The sequence below is a fragment of the Arthrobacter pascens genome (assembly GCF_030815585.1).
Lineage (GTDB): Bacteria > Actinomycetota > Actinomycetes > Actinomycetales > Micrococcaceae > Arthrobacter > Arthrobacter pascens_A.
Genome location: NZ_JAUSWY010000001.1, coordinates 712,404 through 727,264, shown reverse-complemented (window position 1 = coordinate 727,264; position 14,861 = coordinate 712,404). Strand labels below are relative to the sequence as shown.

14 protein-coding genes are annotated in these 14,861 nt (G+C 63.2%); 4 read left to right on the top strand and 10 right to left on the bottom strand.

Features of this window, described 5'->3' with window-relative positions; translation table 11 throughout:
• Positions 1–35 precede the first annotated feature (35 nt).
• The 4 genes from QFZ30_RS03405 to QFZ30_RS03390 form a co-directional block, all read right to left on the bottom strand.
• Complete coding sequence (locus QFZ30_RS03405) at positions 36–1,304, bottom strand: MinD/ParA family ATP-binding protein (RefSeq protein WP_307073491.1); 1,269 nt, start codon at positions 1,302–1,304, stop codon at positions 36–38.
• 683 nt (positions 1,305–1,987) lie between these two features.
• A complete protein-coding gene (locus QFZ30_RS03400; protein ID WP_307073489.1) occupies positions 1,988–3,172 on the bottom strand; it encodes a sensor domain-containing phosphodiesterase in 1,185 nt (394 codons plus the stop codon).
• A 375-nt stretch (positions 3,173–3,547) separates the two neighbouring features.
• Complete coding sequence (locus tag QFZ30_RS03395) at positions 3,548–5,023, bottom strand: signal peptidase I (protein WP_307073487.1); 1,476 nt, start codon at positions 5,021–5,023, stop codon at positions 3,548–3,550.
• 149 nt (positions 5,024–5,172) lie between these two features.
• Entirely contained in the window at positions 5,173–5,562 is a 390-nt protein-coding gene (locus tag QFZ30_RS03390) for a hypothetical protein (protein WP_307073485.1), read from the bottom strand.
• 402 nt (positions 5,563–5,964) lie between these two features.
• On the opposite strand from QFZ30_RS03390, the gene QFZ30_RS03385 reads away from it, so the two are divergent.
• Positions 5,965–6,417 (top strand): Hpt domain-containing protein, encoded by a 453-nt coding sequence (locus tag QFZ30_RS03385; RefSeq protein WP_307073483.1) that lies wholly within the window; start codon positions 5,965–5,967, stop codon positions 6,415–6,417.
• A 59-nt stretch (positions 6,418–6,476) separates the two neighbouring features.
• On the opposite strand, the gene QFZ30_RS03380 is transcribed toward QFZ30_RS03385, so the two are convergent.
• Together QFZ30_RS03380 and QFZ30_RS03375 are read right to left on the bottom strand one after the other, a co-directional pair.
• Entirely contained in the window at positions 6,477–7,256 is a 780-nt protein-coding gene (locus QFZ30_RS03380; RefSeq protein ID WP_307073481.1) for a response regulator transcription factor, read from the bottom strand.
• Between the two features lie 131 nt (positions 7,257–7,387).
• Entirely contained in the window at positions 7,388–8,203 is an 816-nt protein-coding gene (locus tag QFZ30_RS03375; RefSeq protein WP_307073480.1) for an MBL fold metallo-hydrolase, read from the bottom strand.
• Positions 8,204–8,368: 165 nt separating this feature from the next.
• Between QFZ30_RS03375 and QFZ30_RS03370 the strand changes: the two genes are divergently transcribed.
• Positions 8,369–8,515, top strand: coding sequence for a hypothetical protein (locus QFZ30_RS03370; RefSeq protein ID WP_307073478.1), 147 nt, complete (start codon positions 8,369–8,371; stop codon positions 8,513–8,515).
• Positions 8,516–8,694: 179 nt separating this feature from the next.
• Here the strand turns inward: QFZ30_RS03370 and QFZ30_RS03365 are convergent, their stop codons facing one another.
• From QFZ30_RS03365 to pdhA, 4 genes are all read right to left on the bottom strand, one after another.
• Positions 8,695–9,171 carry an SGNH/GDSL hydrolase family protein gene (locus QFZ30_RS03365; protein ID WP_307073476.1) on the bottom strand — a complete coding sequence of 159 codons (477 nt, stop codon included), beginning with the start codon at positions 9,169–9,171 and terminating at the stop codon, positions 8,695–8,697.
• Between the two features lie 345 nt (positions 9,172–9,516).
• Complete coding sequence (locus QFZ30_RS03360) at positions 9,517–10,923, bottom strand: dihydrolipoamide acetyltransferase family protein (protein WP_307080024.1); 1,407 nt, start codon at positions 10,921–10,923, stop codon at positions 9,517–9,519.
• A 2-nt stretch (positions 10,924–10,925) separates the two neighbouring features.
• Positions 10,926–12,038, bottom strand: a complete 1,113-nt coding sequence (locus QFZ30_RS03355) for an alpha-ketoacid dehydrogenase subunit beta (RefSeq protein WP_307073474.1) — start codon at positions 12,036–12,038, stop codon at positions 10,926–10,928.
• Positions 12,035–13,252, bottom strand: coding sequence for a pyruvate dehydrogenase (acetyl-transferring) E1 component subunit alpha (gene pdhA, locus QFZ30_RS03350; RefSeq protein WP_307073473.1), 1,218 nt, complete (start codon positions 13,250–13,252; stop codon positions 12,035–12,037). Before pdhA ends, QFZ30_RS03355 begins: the two co-directional genes overlap by 4 nt.
• 159 nt (positions 13,253–13,411) lie before the next feature.
• Between pdhA and QFZ30_RS03345 the strand changes: the two genes are divergently transcribed.
• Both QFZ30_RS03345 and QFZ30_RS03340 read left to right on the top strand, forming a co-directional pair.
• Positions 13,412–13,876, top strand: coding sequence for an Lrp/AsnC family transcriptional regulator (locus QFZ30_RS03345; RefSeq protein ID WP_307073471.1), 465 nt, complete (start codon positions 13,412–13,414; stop codon positions 13,874–13,876).
• Between the two features lie 322 nt (positions 13,877–14,198).
• Entirely contained in the window at positions 14,199–14,768 is a 570-nt protein-coding gene (locus tag QFZ30_RS03340) for a YdcF family protein (protein ID WP_307073469.1), read from the top strand.
• Positions 14,769–14,861: the final 93 nt, after the last annotated feature.

Here is a 14,861-nt window from a genome sequence, read left to right as displayed (position 1 = left end):
ACCGGGCCCGTCCAGAGTTTTCTGGCCATTTTTTGTTAGCGGTAACCGTCCACGATCGCCGCGGCGATCTCCTTGTAGGCGCGCCGGGTCTCGGGCTTGAGCACGTCCAGGGTGACCAGGTCGCCGTCGGCCACCCCCCTGTCGTGGGGCACGGCGATCAGCTGGCGGCAGATGCCTGAGAGGTGCTCCTCGATGGCGTCCTTGTCCACGCGGGAGGAGACCTCCACCTTGTCCGTGATGACCACAATCGCGTTGCGGGCCAGATCCTCATAGCCGTGGTGGGCCAGCCACTGCAGCGTGCTGCGGGCCCGCTTGGCGCCGCTAACCGCGTAGCCGGCGGCGATGATCAGGTTGTCCGCGGACTGCAGGATCCCGCTCATGGCGTTGTGGGTGACGCCGGTGCCGCAGTCGGTCAGTGCAACGGAGTAATAGTTGGAGATGAGCTTGCGGATCCGCAGGTATTCCGCGGCGGTGAGCGAGTCCGAGACCTCCGGGTCCTGCTCGCCGGCGATCAGGTGCAGCCGGCCGGCGTGGTGCATGTACCGGGCCAGGGCGGTGAGGGAATCGATGGACTCGATGTTCTTGAGCAGGTCCGAGATGGTGCGCGGGGTGGCCTGCTGGTAGATGCCCTCCCCCAGGGCGCGCTCCACGAGGTCGCCGGAGTCCGGGTTGGCGTCGATGGCGCAGGGCGGGTCGCCGCGGAATTCGGCCAGTGTCAGGCCCACACCCACAGTGGTGGAGGTCTTGCCGATGCCGCCCTTCAGGCTCAGGACCGCCGTGTTGTAGCTGCCCTGCAGCTGGCGGGAGATGCGGCGGCCCAGTTCGTCTTCCTCGCGCTGCTTGGCGCCGGGGCCCAGGTTCCACGCGCCGCCGGACAGCGAGTAGAGGGCGCCGCGGAGTCCGCCCACCGGCCGGGGCTTCTGCTCGCGGACAAACAGGCCCGGCGAGCTGATGAAGTCCGGCATGGGGGCATTGGCAATCACGTCGGCAGTGCTGGGCCGGTTGCCGCGGCGCAGGGTTTCGGTTCCGGCGGCAGTATCGGGAGCAGCGTCCGACGACGGCGGTGCCGTGTCGACGGCGACCCTCGCTTCTGCGGAGGTGCTTGCCTCCGGCGTAGCCTCTTCCGCCTGAAAGGACTGCCCGGCTTCCGGCTGGAACGATACGGGCGGCCGGGTGGGGGCGGGAAGGTGGCCTGCCGTTTTTGCTTCGTCGGCCGCGGCGGCTGCCTCCGCCCAGGAGCTTCGCCTGATGACCGGCTGGCCGGCGTCGGATGGGGTGGAAGGATTCGGTGTTACAGCTGGCATGGTTCCTGTCCGGGCATCCGTTGGTCCGCCGTCGGCGCGACGGAGGTCACGGCGTCGGCGAAGCTGCGGCTGCCCTGCGTCCTGTGCAAGGGCACGTGCGTTCTTATCCGCCGGATCGGGCATGTCTGTCCCCCCAGGGCTTTCGGCAAAAGGTTCTGCGGCACTTTACGTTCTAGTTCAAACAGTAAGTCTAGGTGCTTGGGCAGAATCCCGCCGTCAGACGCGGGTCAGGGCGTGCGTCACCACGGCGGAAGTGATGATCAGCAGGATGGCAAGGACGGTGTACGCCTGCCACTTGGGGCGGCCTTTGTGGGGGTTGATGTCGATGTACGGCATAGCTAGCGTCGTCCGGCCTCGGCTGCGGCTAACACTGTGGCGTCCCGCAGGGCGCGGCGCCTGAGACGAAGCAGCTGATACAGGACAAGAAAGGGAATGAGCAGGGTGCCCAGCAGAGCGCGAGCAGAAAGTCGGCCAGAGCAACGGTAACCTCCGTTGGAAGCAGCGATCCCTCATGTCGGATCACGGAGGACGATACCGGTCTGTCACCGCCATGACAAGTCAAGTCAAGTCTGTTGTGGCAAACGTTTTCCTTCAGCACGCGGGCGCCGAAGGTGTTTGGGCGCCATTCCTGCGGGAACACGGGGTTTCTGCGAGATCTTGCACATCATCCGGGCCGGATCAAGTCAAGCCGCATATGACAACCGCCTACGACAGCAGCGATCGGATGCGTTTGGGTTAGGACCTGTCAGTGCGCGTTGGAGTCGCTGGTGTGGGCCTTGCGCCAGACCGCCCAATCGCTCGCCTGGATTGTGGGACGCCCAAGAAAGTAACCCTGCCCTGAGGTCATGCCGAGATGGGTGACGGCGGTGAGTTCTGCCTGGGTTTCGATTCCTTCGGCCACGATCCTGGCGCCGATTTGTTTGGCGAATTCGACCATCGCCGCACCGAGGGCGCGTTGGCCCTGGTGGGCTGTCGATGCCGGCGATGAGGCTCCGGTCGAGTTTGATGATGTCCGGCCTGAGCTGGAGGATGTGGCGCATTGACGAGAAGCCGGATCCGGCGTCGTCCACTGCTATCCGCAGGCTGCGGCGGCGCAGCGGTCCAAGAGCTGCCAGGAGCGGCGCGTACTCGTCTACGGCCAGGCGTTCCGTCAGTTCAAGGACGATCCGGTCAACGGCCAGTGCGGACTCTTCCCAGAATCCTGGCAAGCGGGGGTCCAGGCATGTTTCGGGTGAGAGATTGAGTGCCACGTAGAGATGTTCTGGAAGCTTCGCCGTATTGTGAAGGGCCGCTTCCAGGGCAGCGAACTCAAGTTCCCCGCCGAGACCGACGCTGGTTGCCTCGTTGAACCAGTGATCCGGACCCCGGCTGTCCTCGGTGGGAAAGCGCGCCAGTGCTTCGACGCCGGTGATGGTCCCGGTCGGAAGGTCGTAGATGGGTTGGAATGCCGTGAGGATCATCTGGCTCTGGACGGTTTTGTCGATCCGTTCCCGGACACGTTCCTTGAGGAGTGTCCGCACCGTCTGGGCTGGAAGGAGGCGGCTGGTGCCTTCGAAGCCTGTGGACCGTCCGTCCCGGTCCTGGCGTGATTTCCCAGATACTTCCATCCAGACGGGTGCGCCGTTGCGGTGGCGGCAGGAGACCACCACTCCGGCCCAGTCTGAACCGCGGTCACCGAGGGCGCCGGCCACCGATTGGCGGGAGCTGGTGAGATCGTCCTGATCGATGACCATGCTGATCGGTCTGCCGAGCAGCTCGGCAGGGTCGTATCCCAGAAGTGTGGAGCTGGTTCGGCTTGAGAAGGTGAAGTTCCCGCGGTCATCAATGGCCCAAAGCCATTCGCGGCTGGTGTCGAGTACGGTCTCCATGAGGTCCGAGATGGCCTGGCCCTGGTCGCGTTGCTTGCGCTGTGTGGATGCCGCGGGCCGCGGTCCAGACCGCGCTCAGGATCAGGCCTCCGGCGACGGAGCCAAGAATTCCGGTCAGCGCAGGCGAGTCCGGACCAACCATGGCCCCGGAGTGTAGTGCCATGACTATCGCGAGGGCGAAGGCGATCTGCAGGCTGAGGACGCACAGCAGCAGGTGGCTGCCAATGAATGACAGGATGTTCGTTCGACGCCCCCGGACCATCTGATACCCCTTTCCCATGCTATCCGTCTGGAGGTTCCCAGGCGGGTAACGACTTTCGGGCGTGGCATGCATGGTTCCGCCGACTGGATATTGGGGCAGGCTGGGGGCCAGGGTCATGGCTGGAGGTCCGCCAGCGCCGGGGTACGATCCGCGGGCACAGGGTCTGATCCGGCGCGGTAGCGGTAGGTGATGTTTTCGTCTTGGACGATGAAGGTCTCCACGCCGCTGCGGTTCCAGTGCAGGACCAGCAGCCCGTAGCGTTCGGCAAGTTTGGCTAGCGTCGGGAAGGTGGTGACGTCGATGAGGGGCCGGCCCTGGGGCGCGGGCATCGGGTGGACCCGCACGAGCAGTGAGGCGTAGCGGCGGCGGATGGCCGCTGCCTCGTCGGCGGGCGCGTTGCGGCGGGCGAAGATCACGATCATGACGCCGATGGCCAGGGCGGCGAGAAGCAGTACGGCCGATACGACGCGGGCTGTTGCGGCGCTGATGCCCACCCCGGTCCACGCAATCGTGCGGGGAACCATGGTTGCCTGCTGCGTGGTGGTTGCGTCTGTGACGGTCAGGGTATCCGGCGTGCCGGTGAGGGCGAGTTGGAGCGGGGTGAGGTTCAGCTTGAGTTCGGGCTGGAATTCGGTGCCTGTTGCTGATGTGACCTGTGGTGTCAGGGCGATGGTGAGCGGTCCGGCGGGGAGGCCGGTGACGGCCGATGCGGCCTGTGCTTTGGCTTCGAGGGTGGTCAGGTCCAGCCGTACGGTTCCCTCATAGTGGTTGGCTGTAAAGGTGGCGGGTCCGGTAAGCGGGACGCTTGAGTGCCAGCCTCCAGGTGTGGACAGGTCTGCCCTGACCGTCAAGGTTCCCGGGTCACCGTGATAGGCAAAGTGGACATCGACGGTATTGGTGAGTTTGCGAAAGACCGGGTCCGGGGAATGCGCCGTTGTTCCGTCGTATGCAGGACTTTGTCCGACGGCGGCGGTGTAGGAGAAGTCCATCCGAATGCCGCTCTTGACCTGGGAGGTCGAGGGCTCCTCGGCCGGCCCGAACCAGGCCAGCACACCGAGGGCCACGCCCATCAATGCGAGGACTGCGCCAAGAGCGGCGGAAATCCGCAGTGAGGACGGAAGGCCGTCCAGGACCTGTTGCTGAGCGGGGCGGGTGCTGATGTGGCGGGACACGGCTGCTCTCCTTCGTTTGCGCCGACGGCGGGTGGTTGCGGCGGCGCCGCCGCTGGCCAAGAGGGCGAATGCCAGCAGGCCCAGGACCGGGGGGCTGGCAGCCCGGCTAAGCCATGCGCCACCCTCGGGTATGCGGACTGTCAGGGCGCCGATAAGGTCGCTTCGTGTGGGCTGTTCCGGGTCGAGCCAGGAGTTGTTATCCCCTTTGAAGGTGTAATAACCGTTCTCGACCGCAACGATACGGTGCATCACCGCTGTTTGCATGAGCTCACTGCGGTAGGCCACCACGTCACCTACCTGATAGTCCCTGGCCGGACGGACAACTGCCAGATCCCCGGTGCGGAACTCGGGCTCCATACTGATTCCGTGGGTCGCAAGGTAAGTGGTGGTGCCACCCAGTTGCGCCGGTGCAGCCACCCACCAGCCAGCAGCAAGCAGTAGGCACAGGCTGATAGCAAAGCCGTATCTTGCTGTCCGCGACGCGATGATCCCGCTCCCTTCTATGTCTTCCGAACCGGTGCGGGCCGGCCTGAGGACCAGGCCCGCCCGCACCGTCAAAGCCCGAACTAGAGGATGGTGAGACCAGTGGTGTTGAATGCGCTCAGCAGCGGGTAATCCGCCGTGGTGCTGCACGTGATCGTCATTGTGGTGTCAAAGGATCCCAGCGTGCAGGTGTAGGGACTGCCGACGGGCGCGGCGCCGTTCTTAAGGGTCATCGACGCCGTCTTGCCTGTCACATCTGTGGAGCTGGTGAACGTGACGCTGGCGAGCTTGGAGTTGTCGGTGGACAGCAGTGTCTTAGAAATTGTGGTGATGGTGGCACCGGTGGCCACGCTCTCGCCATAGCCGGAGACGCCTCCCGCCGGCAGCGTGTTGCTGGCGGTAAAGGCGGAACCGGCGACAACGGCGAGACCGGCGACGGACAGGGCGGAGATGACCTTTGCAGAAGTGCGCATGTTGATTCTCTTTCGTTTTAGGAAGCCCGGCAGCCCCTGAGCGGGCCCCGCGGCGGTTGCAACCCCAAGTACAACTGGATGCCGCTGCCAACCGAGATACAGGCTCTTTTACTGCCCTGCATTTCGTCGACATCTCGAACCTAACAGCCAAAATCAAGGTTTAATCAAGACCTTTGACTAATCTGCGGAAACCCTAGGAAAGGTGCGGGGCATCGGGTTAAACAGTGCGCCGGCACTGCAGAAAGTCCGGAAGCCGAGGCTGCCTTTTCGTTTTCCCGGCAAGGGATTTCGCGGTAGGACGGGCCGCATGCCCTTGTTGCAGCGCAGCAGGGAAGGCCCAAGGTTTAAGCAGGAATTGCCGATGTCAGGCTCGGCCGTCCCGCGGGGGCGTAGCCTCAAATGATGACTACTTCAGCAGCAGGCCACCCCGGCGACGTCGGTGCGAACCGCGTCGGTTCCGTGTCCTCTAGTGCATCCGGCGGCGCGCTCCCTGCCCTTGGCGGCTCGGAGTTGCCGTTGCTGGATTCGGCAGTTCTTCGCGACATGGAAGAACAGTTGGGGCGGCCCGATATTGCCTGGAATTTTGCCAATGACTATGCCGGCATGTGGGTGGAGCGGCAGCGATGCCTGGTTGATTCAGTCGAGCGTGAAGACCGCATGGCAGCCCTTGATGCGGTCATCAGCCTCAAAGTTTCATCTGCCATGGTCGGCGGCCTGCGGTTGGCGCGCCTCGCAGAGGCGCTGGAGGCTACTCTCCGCAGGGGCGACCTGCGCGACGGAGCATCTGTCCTGGCCATGATTTCACTCCACGGCCATGCCACGGTGAAGGAGCTCCGGCAACGGTATCTACGATAGGGCAGATAGCCGCGGACGACGGCGCCAAGGATCAGTTCGGAGCATTTGTCATGGGGGAATTAATCGTCCGTGGCCAGCCGGTACCCGACTCCGCGGACCGTCTGCAGCCACCGCGGCGACTCCGGATCGTCCCGGAGTTTGCGGCGAAGATTCCCGATATGCACCTCCACGGCCCGCTCATCTGAGTCAATGGTCGAGGGCTCCTCCCGGTAGTACTCGCCCCGGAGGGCGCGCGCGAGATCCTTCTTAGACAAGACCGCCCCTGCCCCACGGATCAGCTCCTGCAGAATGTCGAACTCGCTCCGGGTTAGTTCCAGAGCCGTGCCGCCCACAGCGGCGCTCCGGGTCCTGCAGTCCAGAGCCAACCCGTTGTGCCGGAGGACCGGCTGTCGGCTCTGATCCTCTGGAGATGAGTTCACTGGAGGCGACGGTTCCGGGGAAGGGGACGGACCTCCACCCAGGCTCTGTGGCCGCTGTCTGCGCATCATCGCCGTGATCCTCGCCCGCATCTCCCTCGGCCGGAACGGTTTGATGATGTAATCATCGGCTCCGCCGTGAAGGGCGGTGAGCAGATCGGTCTCCTCGGTCCTGCCGGTGAGCATGACCACATAAGCGTTGCTGAACCGGCGGATACGGCGCAGAACCTCGAACCCGTCAATGTCCGGCAGACCCACATCCAGGGTCACGACATCAGGACTCGCGTCCCGAACCAGTTCAACGCCTTCGCGCCCACACGTCGCGGTATGGACTTCAAAACCTGACTGAAGAAGCACACCCTCGATCAGGTTGCGCATATCGGTGTCGTCTTCAATGATTACAGCCACGCCTAAGTCGCTCATGGTCCCCCTCCATGCTGACTCGAATCTTTCGCATCGACCCATCATCGAAGCGAAACTCAAAGCCACAATTTCCAACCTACAAGGGTGGATAGCGTTTTGCCCGGACACACCCGGAATACGGACCACAAAACCTAGTGCTGCGGGCGGGTTTCCTGGAGCCGCTTGATGAACCAGCGGGACTGCTCCGGGCCGTAGGGCAGCACCGGGATCGCCTTGGTGGCGTCGCTGGGGCTGTCGCGGATGGACTGCCAGGCCTGGCGCACGGCCGTGGTCATGGTGTTGGCCATGGTTTTGACGAACTGGTCGCTGCAGGGCTGCCCGTGCCCCGGGATCAGGAACTCGTAGCGGTGGCGCAGCGCGGAGATGTGCCGGAGCGAGTCGGCCCATTCCTCCGGGAAGGAGTCCTCGAAGGACGGGTGCGCGCCCTGTTCCACGAGGTCGCCCACGTAGAGGGTGGTGGGGGTGCCTACCAGGAGGTCACCGTCGGTGTGGCCGCGGCCCAGGTAGAAGAGGGTGGCGGTCAGCCCGCCGAGGTCCACCAGCACAGGCTGGTCCTTGACGATGGCGTTGGGCACCACCAGTTCAACGTTCTGGCCTTCGCCGGTGGACATCTCCGGCTCCAGGGTGCCCACAAAGCGGCGCTGCAGGTCTCCGCGCTCATCGATCTCAGCCGCGCAGTTCTGGTGCGCCCAGAATTCAGTGGCACCGGCCTCGGCGAACACGGCGTTGCCGAAGAAGTGGTCGTAGTGCGCATGCGTATTGACGACGACGAGCGGCAGCGGTGTCTTTTCGCGCACCGCGTTCAGGATCTCGCGTCCCTGCCGCGGCCCGCAGCCGGTATCGATCACCATGGCCCGCTCGGATCCCACAATCAGGCCGGTGTTCAGCAGCGAACCCTCGGTGACCAGCACATAGTTGTCCGCGCCGACTTCGAGCCATTCTGACATTTGTTCTCCATACCTTTGGCAGCACTGGTGTTCTTCCTGGCCTTGATTCTACCCATGGGGCATGTGTGGTTCCCGGGAACCCCGGCGGCCCCCGCCCGCATGTGGACTTCCACATTTCTCCATTCGTTTTGCCCCGCGGAACGCTCACCTGCGTAACATCTCTCCATGGGAACGAAACAGCACCACGACTTCTGCCACGACTGCGGCAAGCTAACAAACCACGTGACCGTGTATGAAAAGGCCGACGGCGGCGGCTCGCTGATCGCCAAGGTCCAGTGCGCGGAGCACTCGAAGATGCCCGTTCGCACCTGATGCGCACAGCTACGCATCGCGGCACGAACCGCAGTCCGCTGCCCCGCCGGATTGTCCACGGGTCAGAGCTGTGGCAGGAACTGACGGACCGGGTGACCATGGTCTACGTCGGGTTCAGATGGCAGCCTAGGCAGTCCGCACATTCAGCATCTACGGCGCCAGATGCCTTGGACCGGGCTCTAGCCAGTAAGGATAACTTCCCGGATAGTCTCACCGATGATCCGGGCCGCCCCTTCGGTGGGATGGACACGGTCTATTGTCATGCCCTCGGCGAACACGCCGTCTACCGTGCGGACGCCGGCCATCCCATCGACCCAGGTCCACCCATTCTGCTGCACGAAAGCCAGCACCTGGGCGTTGAAAGATTCCGCTATCCACGGCGCTTCGCCTAGCGGCGGAATCGCTGACACCACGACGCGCTTTGCGCTGGCCGCCTGCAAAATGGCACTGATGTTCCTCGCCGATTCCTCGAAGGGAACACCGTTGGCTGCGTCGTTCGTCCCGGCCAAAACGACTAGAACGTCGGACACTACAGGCCTGGCAGATGCCGCCATGGCATTCGTCCCCGCTCCCCCTTCAGCCCATCCGCCTGCGAACTCGACGCCATCGACGCATGCGTACGTAAACCACGAACCCGCACCGACGGCCTTATTCATAATGTCAGGGTGCTGTCAGCTTGAGTGATCGAATCCCCGATTGCTGCAAAGGTGATTGCCCTAGCGGCAAAGGTGGCGCTGGGGGTGGCCGTAGGTGTCGGCGTGCGGCTGGCAACGTGCTCGTCGTAATACTTCTGGACTTTCTCTGAGACGGGCGGCGTGGGCGCTGCGCAGCCACTGACGCCAGCAACCACGGCAGCACTGAGAGCGAGTGCAGGCAGGAAGCAACGGATGCGCATGGATGTCCCCAGAGTGAGCTAGTGAAGTCCCGGCCATTTTACTTTGCACACAAACAATTAGCTGGCGACGACCGGTCATGTCCTCTGTGGCGGGGCCTCCGGCACTTCAAATCTCCGCTAGAACCGTCCCTGGATTCTCAATCGCGTCCGCTACAAACCGCAGGAACCCGGCAGCAGTCCCTCCATCACACACGCGGTGATCGAACGTGAGCGTCAGCTCCGTCACCTTGCGGACGGCCAGCTCACCGTCCAGCACCCACGGTTTATCGATAATCCGGCCCACGCCGAGAATTGCCACCTCTGGATGGTTAATGATCGCTGCGGACCCGTCCACGCCGAACACACCGTAGTTGTTCAGGGTGAATGTCCCGCTGCCAAGTTCACCCGGAGTCGCCTTGCCTTCTCGGACGACGTCGATAAGTCGTCGGATCTCCGAGTCCAATTCGCGGGCGCTGAGCTTCTCCGCCGCCCGTATCGATGGCACCATGAGGCCGCGGTCCGTCTGCGCAGCGAAGCCAAGGTTTATGCCCTCGAATGCGACGATCTCCTGGGAACCATCTGGCGCGGTTTCGATGCGGGTGTTCAGCTCCGGGTACTTCTTCAGTCCCGCCGTTACGAAGCGCGCAATGAAGGCCAGCAGGCCTGGGGCATGAGCCCCGCCCTTCTTAAAGCCTGCACGTAGTTCCACGAGAGCGGTTGCATCAACATCCACCCAGACTGTGGCTTCCGGGATCTCCGAACGGCTGCGGGACATGTTCGCGGCAACGGCTTTACGCACGCCCCGAACAGGTGTGCGGGAGGCAATGCCCAGTCCTGTTCGGGCATCAGCCGTCGTACCTTGGTTAGGTATAGCCCGCGTGATCGGTTCCTCAATTACTGCGGGCTTGGTGATGACCGCTTCAACGTCCCGGCGCAGGATCAGCCCGCTGTCCCCGGATCCGTGGACCTCTCCCAAGTCAACGCCGTGGTCGCGGGCCATGCGTCGGACCAGAGGCGATATGACGGCGCCCAGCTTGCCCGGCACACGGGTGCGCAGGAGTAGAAGGTCGTCGGCCGCCTTCTCAGCATCGGATACTGAACTCTCCGGAGAAGCAACAGAGGAAACGCCGGCACGGCCTGAACCCGCAGTACTCTTTGGCGCCCTGCTCCGTCGGACCGCGCCGTTGCCGGCAGGAGTCCCGTAGCCGATCAGCACGTTCCCTGACCCTGCCTTCTCCTCTTCGCGGTACGTGTTCGCCGCCGCTTGCACAGGCTCAACCGCGGGAGCACCAGCAGGAGCCACCGAGATAAGCGGTTTGCCCACATCCAGGGTCTGGCCAGGCTCGCCGTGCAACTCAGTCACGGTGCCGGCATACGGCGATGGCACCTCCACCATCGACTTCGCCGTCTCCACTTCCGCAATGGGCTGGTCCACCCGGATCTCATCACCAACAGAGACGAGCCAGTTAACCAGTTCGGCTTCTGTCAGGCCTTCGCCTAGGTCCGGCAGCAGGAATACTTTCGCTTCGGTCATCATCAGTCTTCCCACTGGAGGTCGTCTACGGCGTCGAGGATGCGGTCCACGCCGGGCAGGTAATAGTGCTCGAGCTTCGGCGCCGGGTAGGGAACATCGAAGCCTGTGACGCGACGGATCGGCGCGGCCAGATAGTGGAAGCAGCGCTCCTGGACCCTGGCCACGATCTCGGAGCACACGGACGCGAAGCCATGCGCTTCCGCGATGACCACTGCACGCCCAGTCTTGCGGACCGAAGCGCATACGGTTTCGTCATCAAAGGGAACGATGGTTCGGACGTCGATCACTTCCAGCGACCGTCCTTCCTCGGCAGCTGCCGCAGCCGCTGCCAGCGCTGTCGGCACTGACGGTCCGTAAGCGATGAGCGTTGCATCAGTTCCGGGACGGGCGACGGCGGCACGGCCTTCGGAGGACGTGCCCGCGTCCGTATTGGCGGAGTGCTGTGCCCGCAGCTCCTCGAGATCCACCATGTCCTTGGACCAGTAAAGCTTCTTCGGCTCCATGAACATGATCGGGTCATCGGAGTCGATGGCCTCACGGAGCATGCGGTAGGCGTCCGCCACGGTGGCTGGGGTAAACACCTTCAGGCCTGCTGTGTGGGCGTAGTACGACTCGGAGGAGTCGCAGTGGTGCTCCACTCCCCCGATCCCGCCGGCATAGGGAACACGGATCACCATTGGCAGCTTGACGGCGCCCTTGGTGCGGTTGTGCATCTTGGCCACATGGCTGACGATCTGTTCGAACGCCGGATAGGCAAAGGCATCAAACTGCATTTCAATGACCGGTCGCATGCCGTTCATTGCCATGCCCACCGCCATGCCAACGATGCCGGACTCTGCAAGCGGGGTGTCAAAACAGCGCTGCTCCCCGAAGGTCTTGGTGAGCCCGTCCGTAATTCGGAAGACCCCGCCCAGCATGCCCACGTCTTCGCCGAAGACCAGGACGGAAGAATCCGCGTGCATGGCATCCGCCATCGCCGTATTGAGCGCCTTGGCCATCGTGATGGCCTGGGGGCCGGCGGCTTCAGCCGTGGCAGCGGCGGAGGCGGCAGCCCGGGCAGTTGCCGCGCTGACGTTGCCGTTCGCCTCTGACGAGGTGGTGATGGTGGGGCTCACTTTGGGGCCTCCTCAGATGATGCTTCACGGGAGAGCTCGTCGGCGAGCATGGCGGACTGTTCCTTCAGTTGCGGTGTGGGTGCGGAGAAAACATGGCGGAAGAGTTCCTGCGGATCCACGGGAACATCTTCGCTGAGACCGTCCCGCAGCTGGGTGGCCACAGCCTCGGCCTTGGCCAGGATCCTGGCCTCGGCTTGATCGTCCAGCAGGCCTCGGTCGGCGAGGTACGTCCTCATCCGGCTGACCGGATCCTTGGCCTGCCACTCAGCCACCTCGCTGTCCTGGCGGTAGCGCGTGGCGTCGTCGGCGTTCGTGTGGGCCTGCATCCGGTACGTATGAGCTTCCACCAGCAGCGGGCCTGAGCCCTCCCTGGCGAGTTTGACGGCGCGGTCCAGCACGGCGAGGAGCGCCACCACGTCGTTGCCGTCCACACGCTCCCCGGCCATGCCATAACCCACTGCCTTGTGCGCGAGCGACGGCGCCACAGACTGATGTGCCAGCGGAACGGAGATGGCGTATTTGTTGTTCTGGACGAAAAACACGACGGGAAGATGGAATACCGCGGCGAAGTTCAGTGCCTCGTGGAAGTCGCCTTCGCTGGTGGCGCCGTCGCCGCACATCGCGAGGACCACAGTGTCTTCGCCGCGGAGCTTGGCGGCGTGAGCAACGCCGACGGCGTGCAGCAGCTGGGTAGTGAGCGGAGTGCACTGGGCCCCCACCTTGTGCCTTAACGGGTCGAAGCCGCTGTGCCAATCCCCGCGGAAAAGGGTCATGGCCTCCACGGGATCCACTCCGCGGGCCATTACCGCCACCGAGTCCCGGTACGTGGGGAACATCCAGTCACCCTCGGAGAGGCAGAGTGCTGCCGCCACCTGGCACGCTTCCTGTCCATGGCTTGAGGGGTAGACGGCCATGCGGCCCTGCCGGACGAGAGCTGAGTTCTGGTCATTGACCCGGCGTCCAACTACGAGCTGTTCGTAGGCGGCCATGAGTTCCTCGTCCCCCGGCACAGGATATTCATGGCCGGGTTCGGTGCCCTGATCATCGTCAGCTTTAAGCCGGCCCTCCGGGTCCACCATCTGGATCTGGTGCCGGGCGGGAAGCATGTAGTCCTCAACCGTGATGCCGAACTTACGCACGGCTTCGGCCACGGCATCCTCGTTCACGGCCTGCTGCGCCTGGTCAGGTGCAGTGTGGTCTGCGGAGATCGTCATTGGTCCGTCCTTCTGTAGCCACTATTCACACCCAGTATCGACCCACGAGAAGTTTCGTATCCAGTGCTAAGCAAAATCGTGGAGAAGTAAGTTCAGTCGCCCTATTCTTGGAGACGAAACGTAAACGCGGGCTGGATTACGGCTAGGAGCTGTGGACAAATGGTACGACTGGAGTCAGACGTCGGAGCGGTGCCTCTAGATGATGTGGATCGGAAGATCATTGCTGAACTCACCCGGGATGGAAGGATGTCGGTAACCCAAGTCGCAGAGAACGTCCACATCTCGCGGGCACATGCCTACACACGGATTGCGAGGCTCACGGACGAAGGCGTGCTAACTAAGTTCACGGCACTGGTGGACCCGATAAAAGCGGGCCTCAAGTCCTCTGCATACGTGACGCTCAAGGTGAGTCAGCACTCATGGCGGCAGCTGCGAGAACAACTGCGATCGATACCGGAGGTCCATCACATTGCGCTGGTGGGAGGCGACTTTGATGTCATTCTCTTGGTGCGGGCCATCGATAACATAGACCTGCGGAGGGTTATATTCGATCAGCTTCAGTCGATGCCTGGGGTGCTGGATACGCAGACGTTCCTTGTGTTTGAGGACGTGGATACGCGCTAGGGCGCTCCCGTCAGCCACCAACTACGGCATCTGGTAACTAATGACGTCGTTCGAGGGGCCATCGTGAAGTTTGCACTCATCACAAAACAGTCCCTCCGCCAACTCCCCGCAGCATTGGCAGCGATGTTGCAGGGCTTGAGGTTCAACCGTATATGTGGTCATACAACCATAGTGGAACTCTGGATATTCGAAGTTAACGGTAGGGAGTACTCGAATTTCCCGGGCTGGCTACTTAGATATCCCGAATCAATTCATAACTTCGAACTCACCCGCCGGCAATCCGTCCATTTTCCGTCTGAGGGAACTCGTGCCAAACTAGACCGTGCCTGATTCCGTTGCCGTTGTGCTCCTCGTGCGCCGTATGCTCGCCGCGGTGTTTGTGGCGCTGGTGCTTTGGCTGGTGATCGCATTCCAGCTATTCTTCAACGTTCAGGACGCGCCCGCTGTGCGAACGGATGCAGTGATCATGCTGGGAGGCGCCAGCGCGGAGCGGCTTCCGGTGGCCCAGCGGCTGAAGGAATCATTAGGCATCCCGGTCCTGGTGGTTTCGCATACAGACACACCCGGAAACGCCAGCGCCGATGCACTTTGCAACGAGGCTCCCCGCCGCAGCTCGTCTCTGGTGTGCCTCACTTTGGATGCAAAGAACACACGGAGTGAGGCCCGCGCCATCGGCACCTTGGTGGCCGCCAAAGGCTGGACGTCCATCTCCGTGGTCACATCCCGTTACCATGAGGCCAGAGCCGGGACGCTGATTCGTCAGTGCACGACGGCGGACGTCCACTTAGCCGGTTCCACTCCGGACCTCAGCCCGGCGCAGTGGCTTGACCGTTTCACGGTGGAGACGGGCGGACTACTGGATGTGTCGCTGCGGCCCGAGTGTGGTTCCTGATCCGTAGGATGCAAGAATTGTGTGGGACAGCGTCCGCGTGTCCACGGACAGCGGCTGGATGGCCGCCGGCTCCGGCAGACTTGCCTTCTTTGC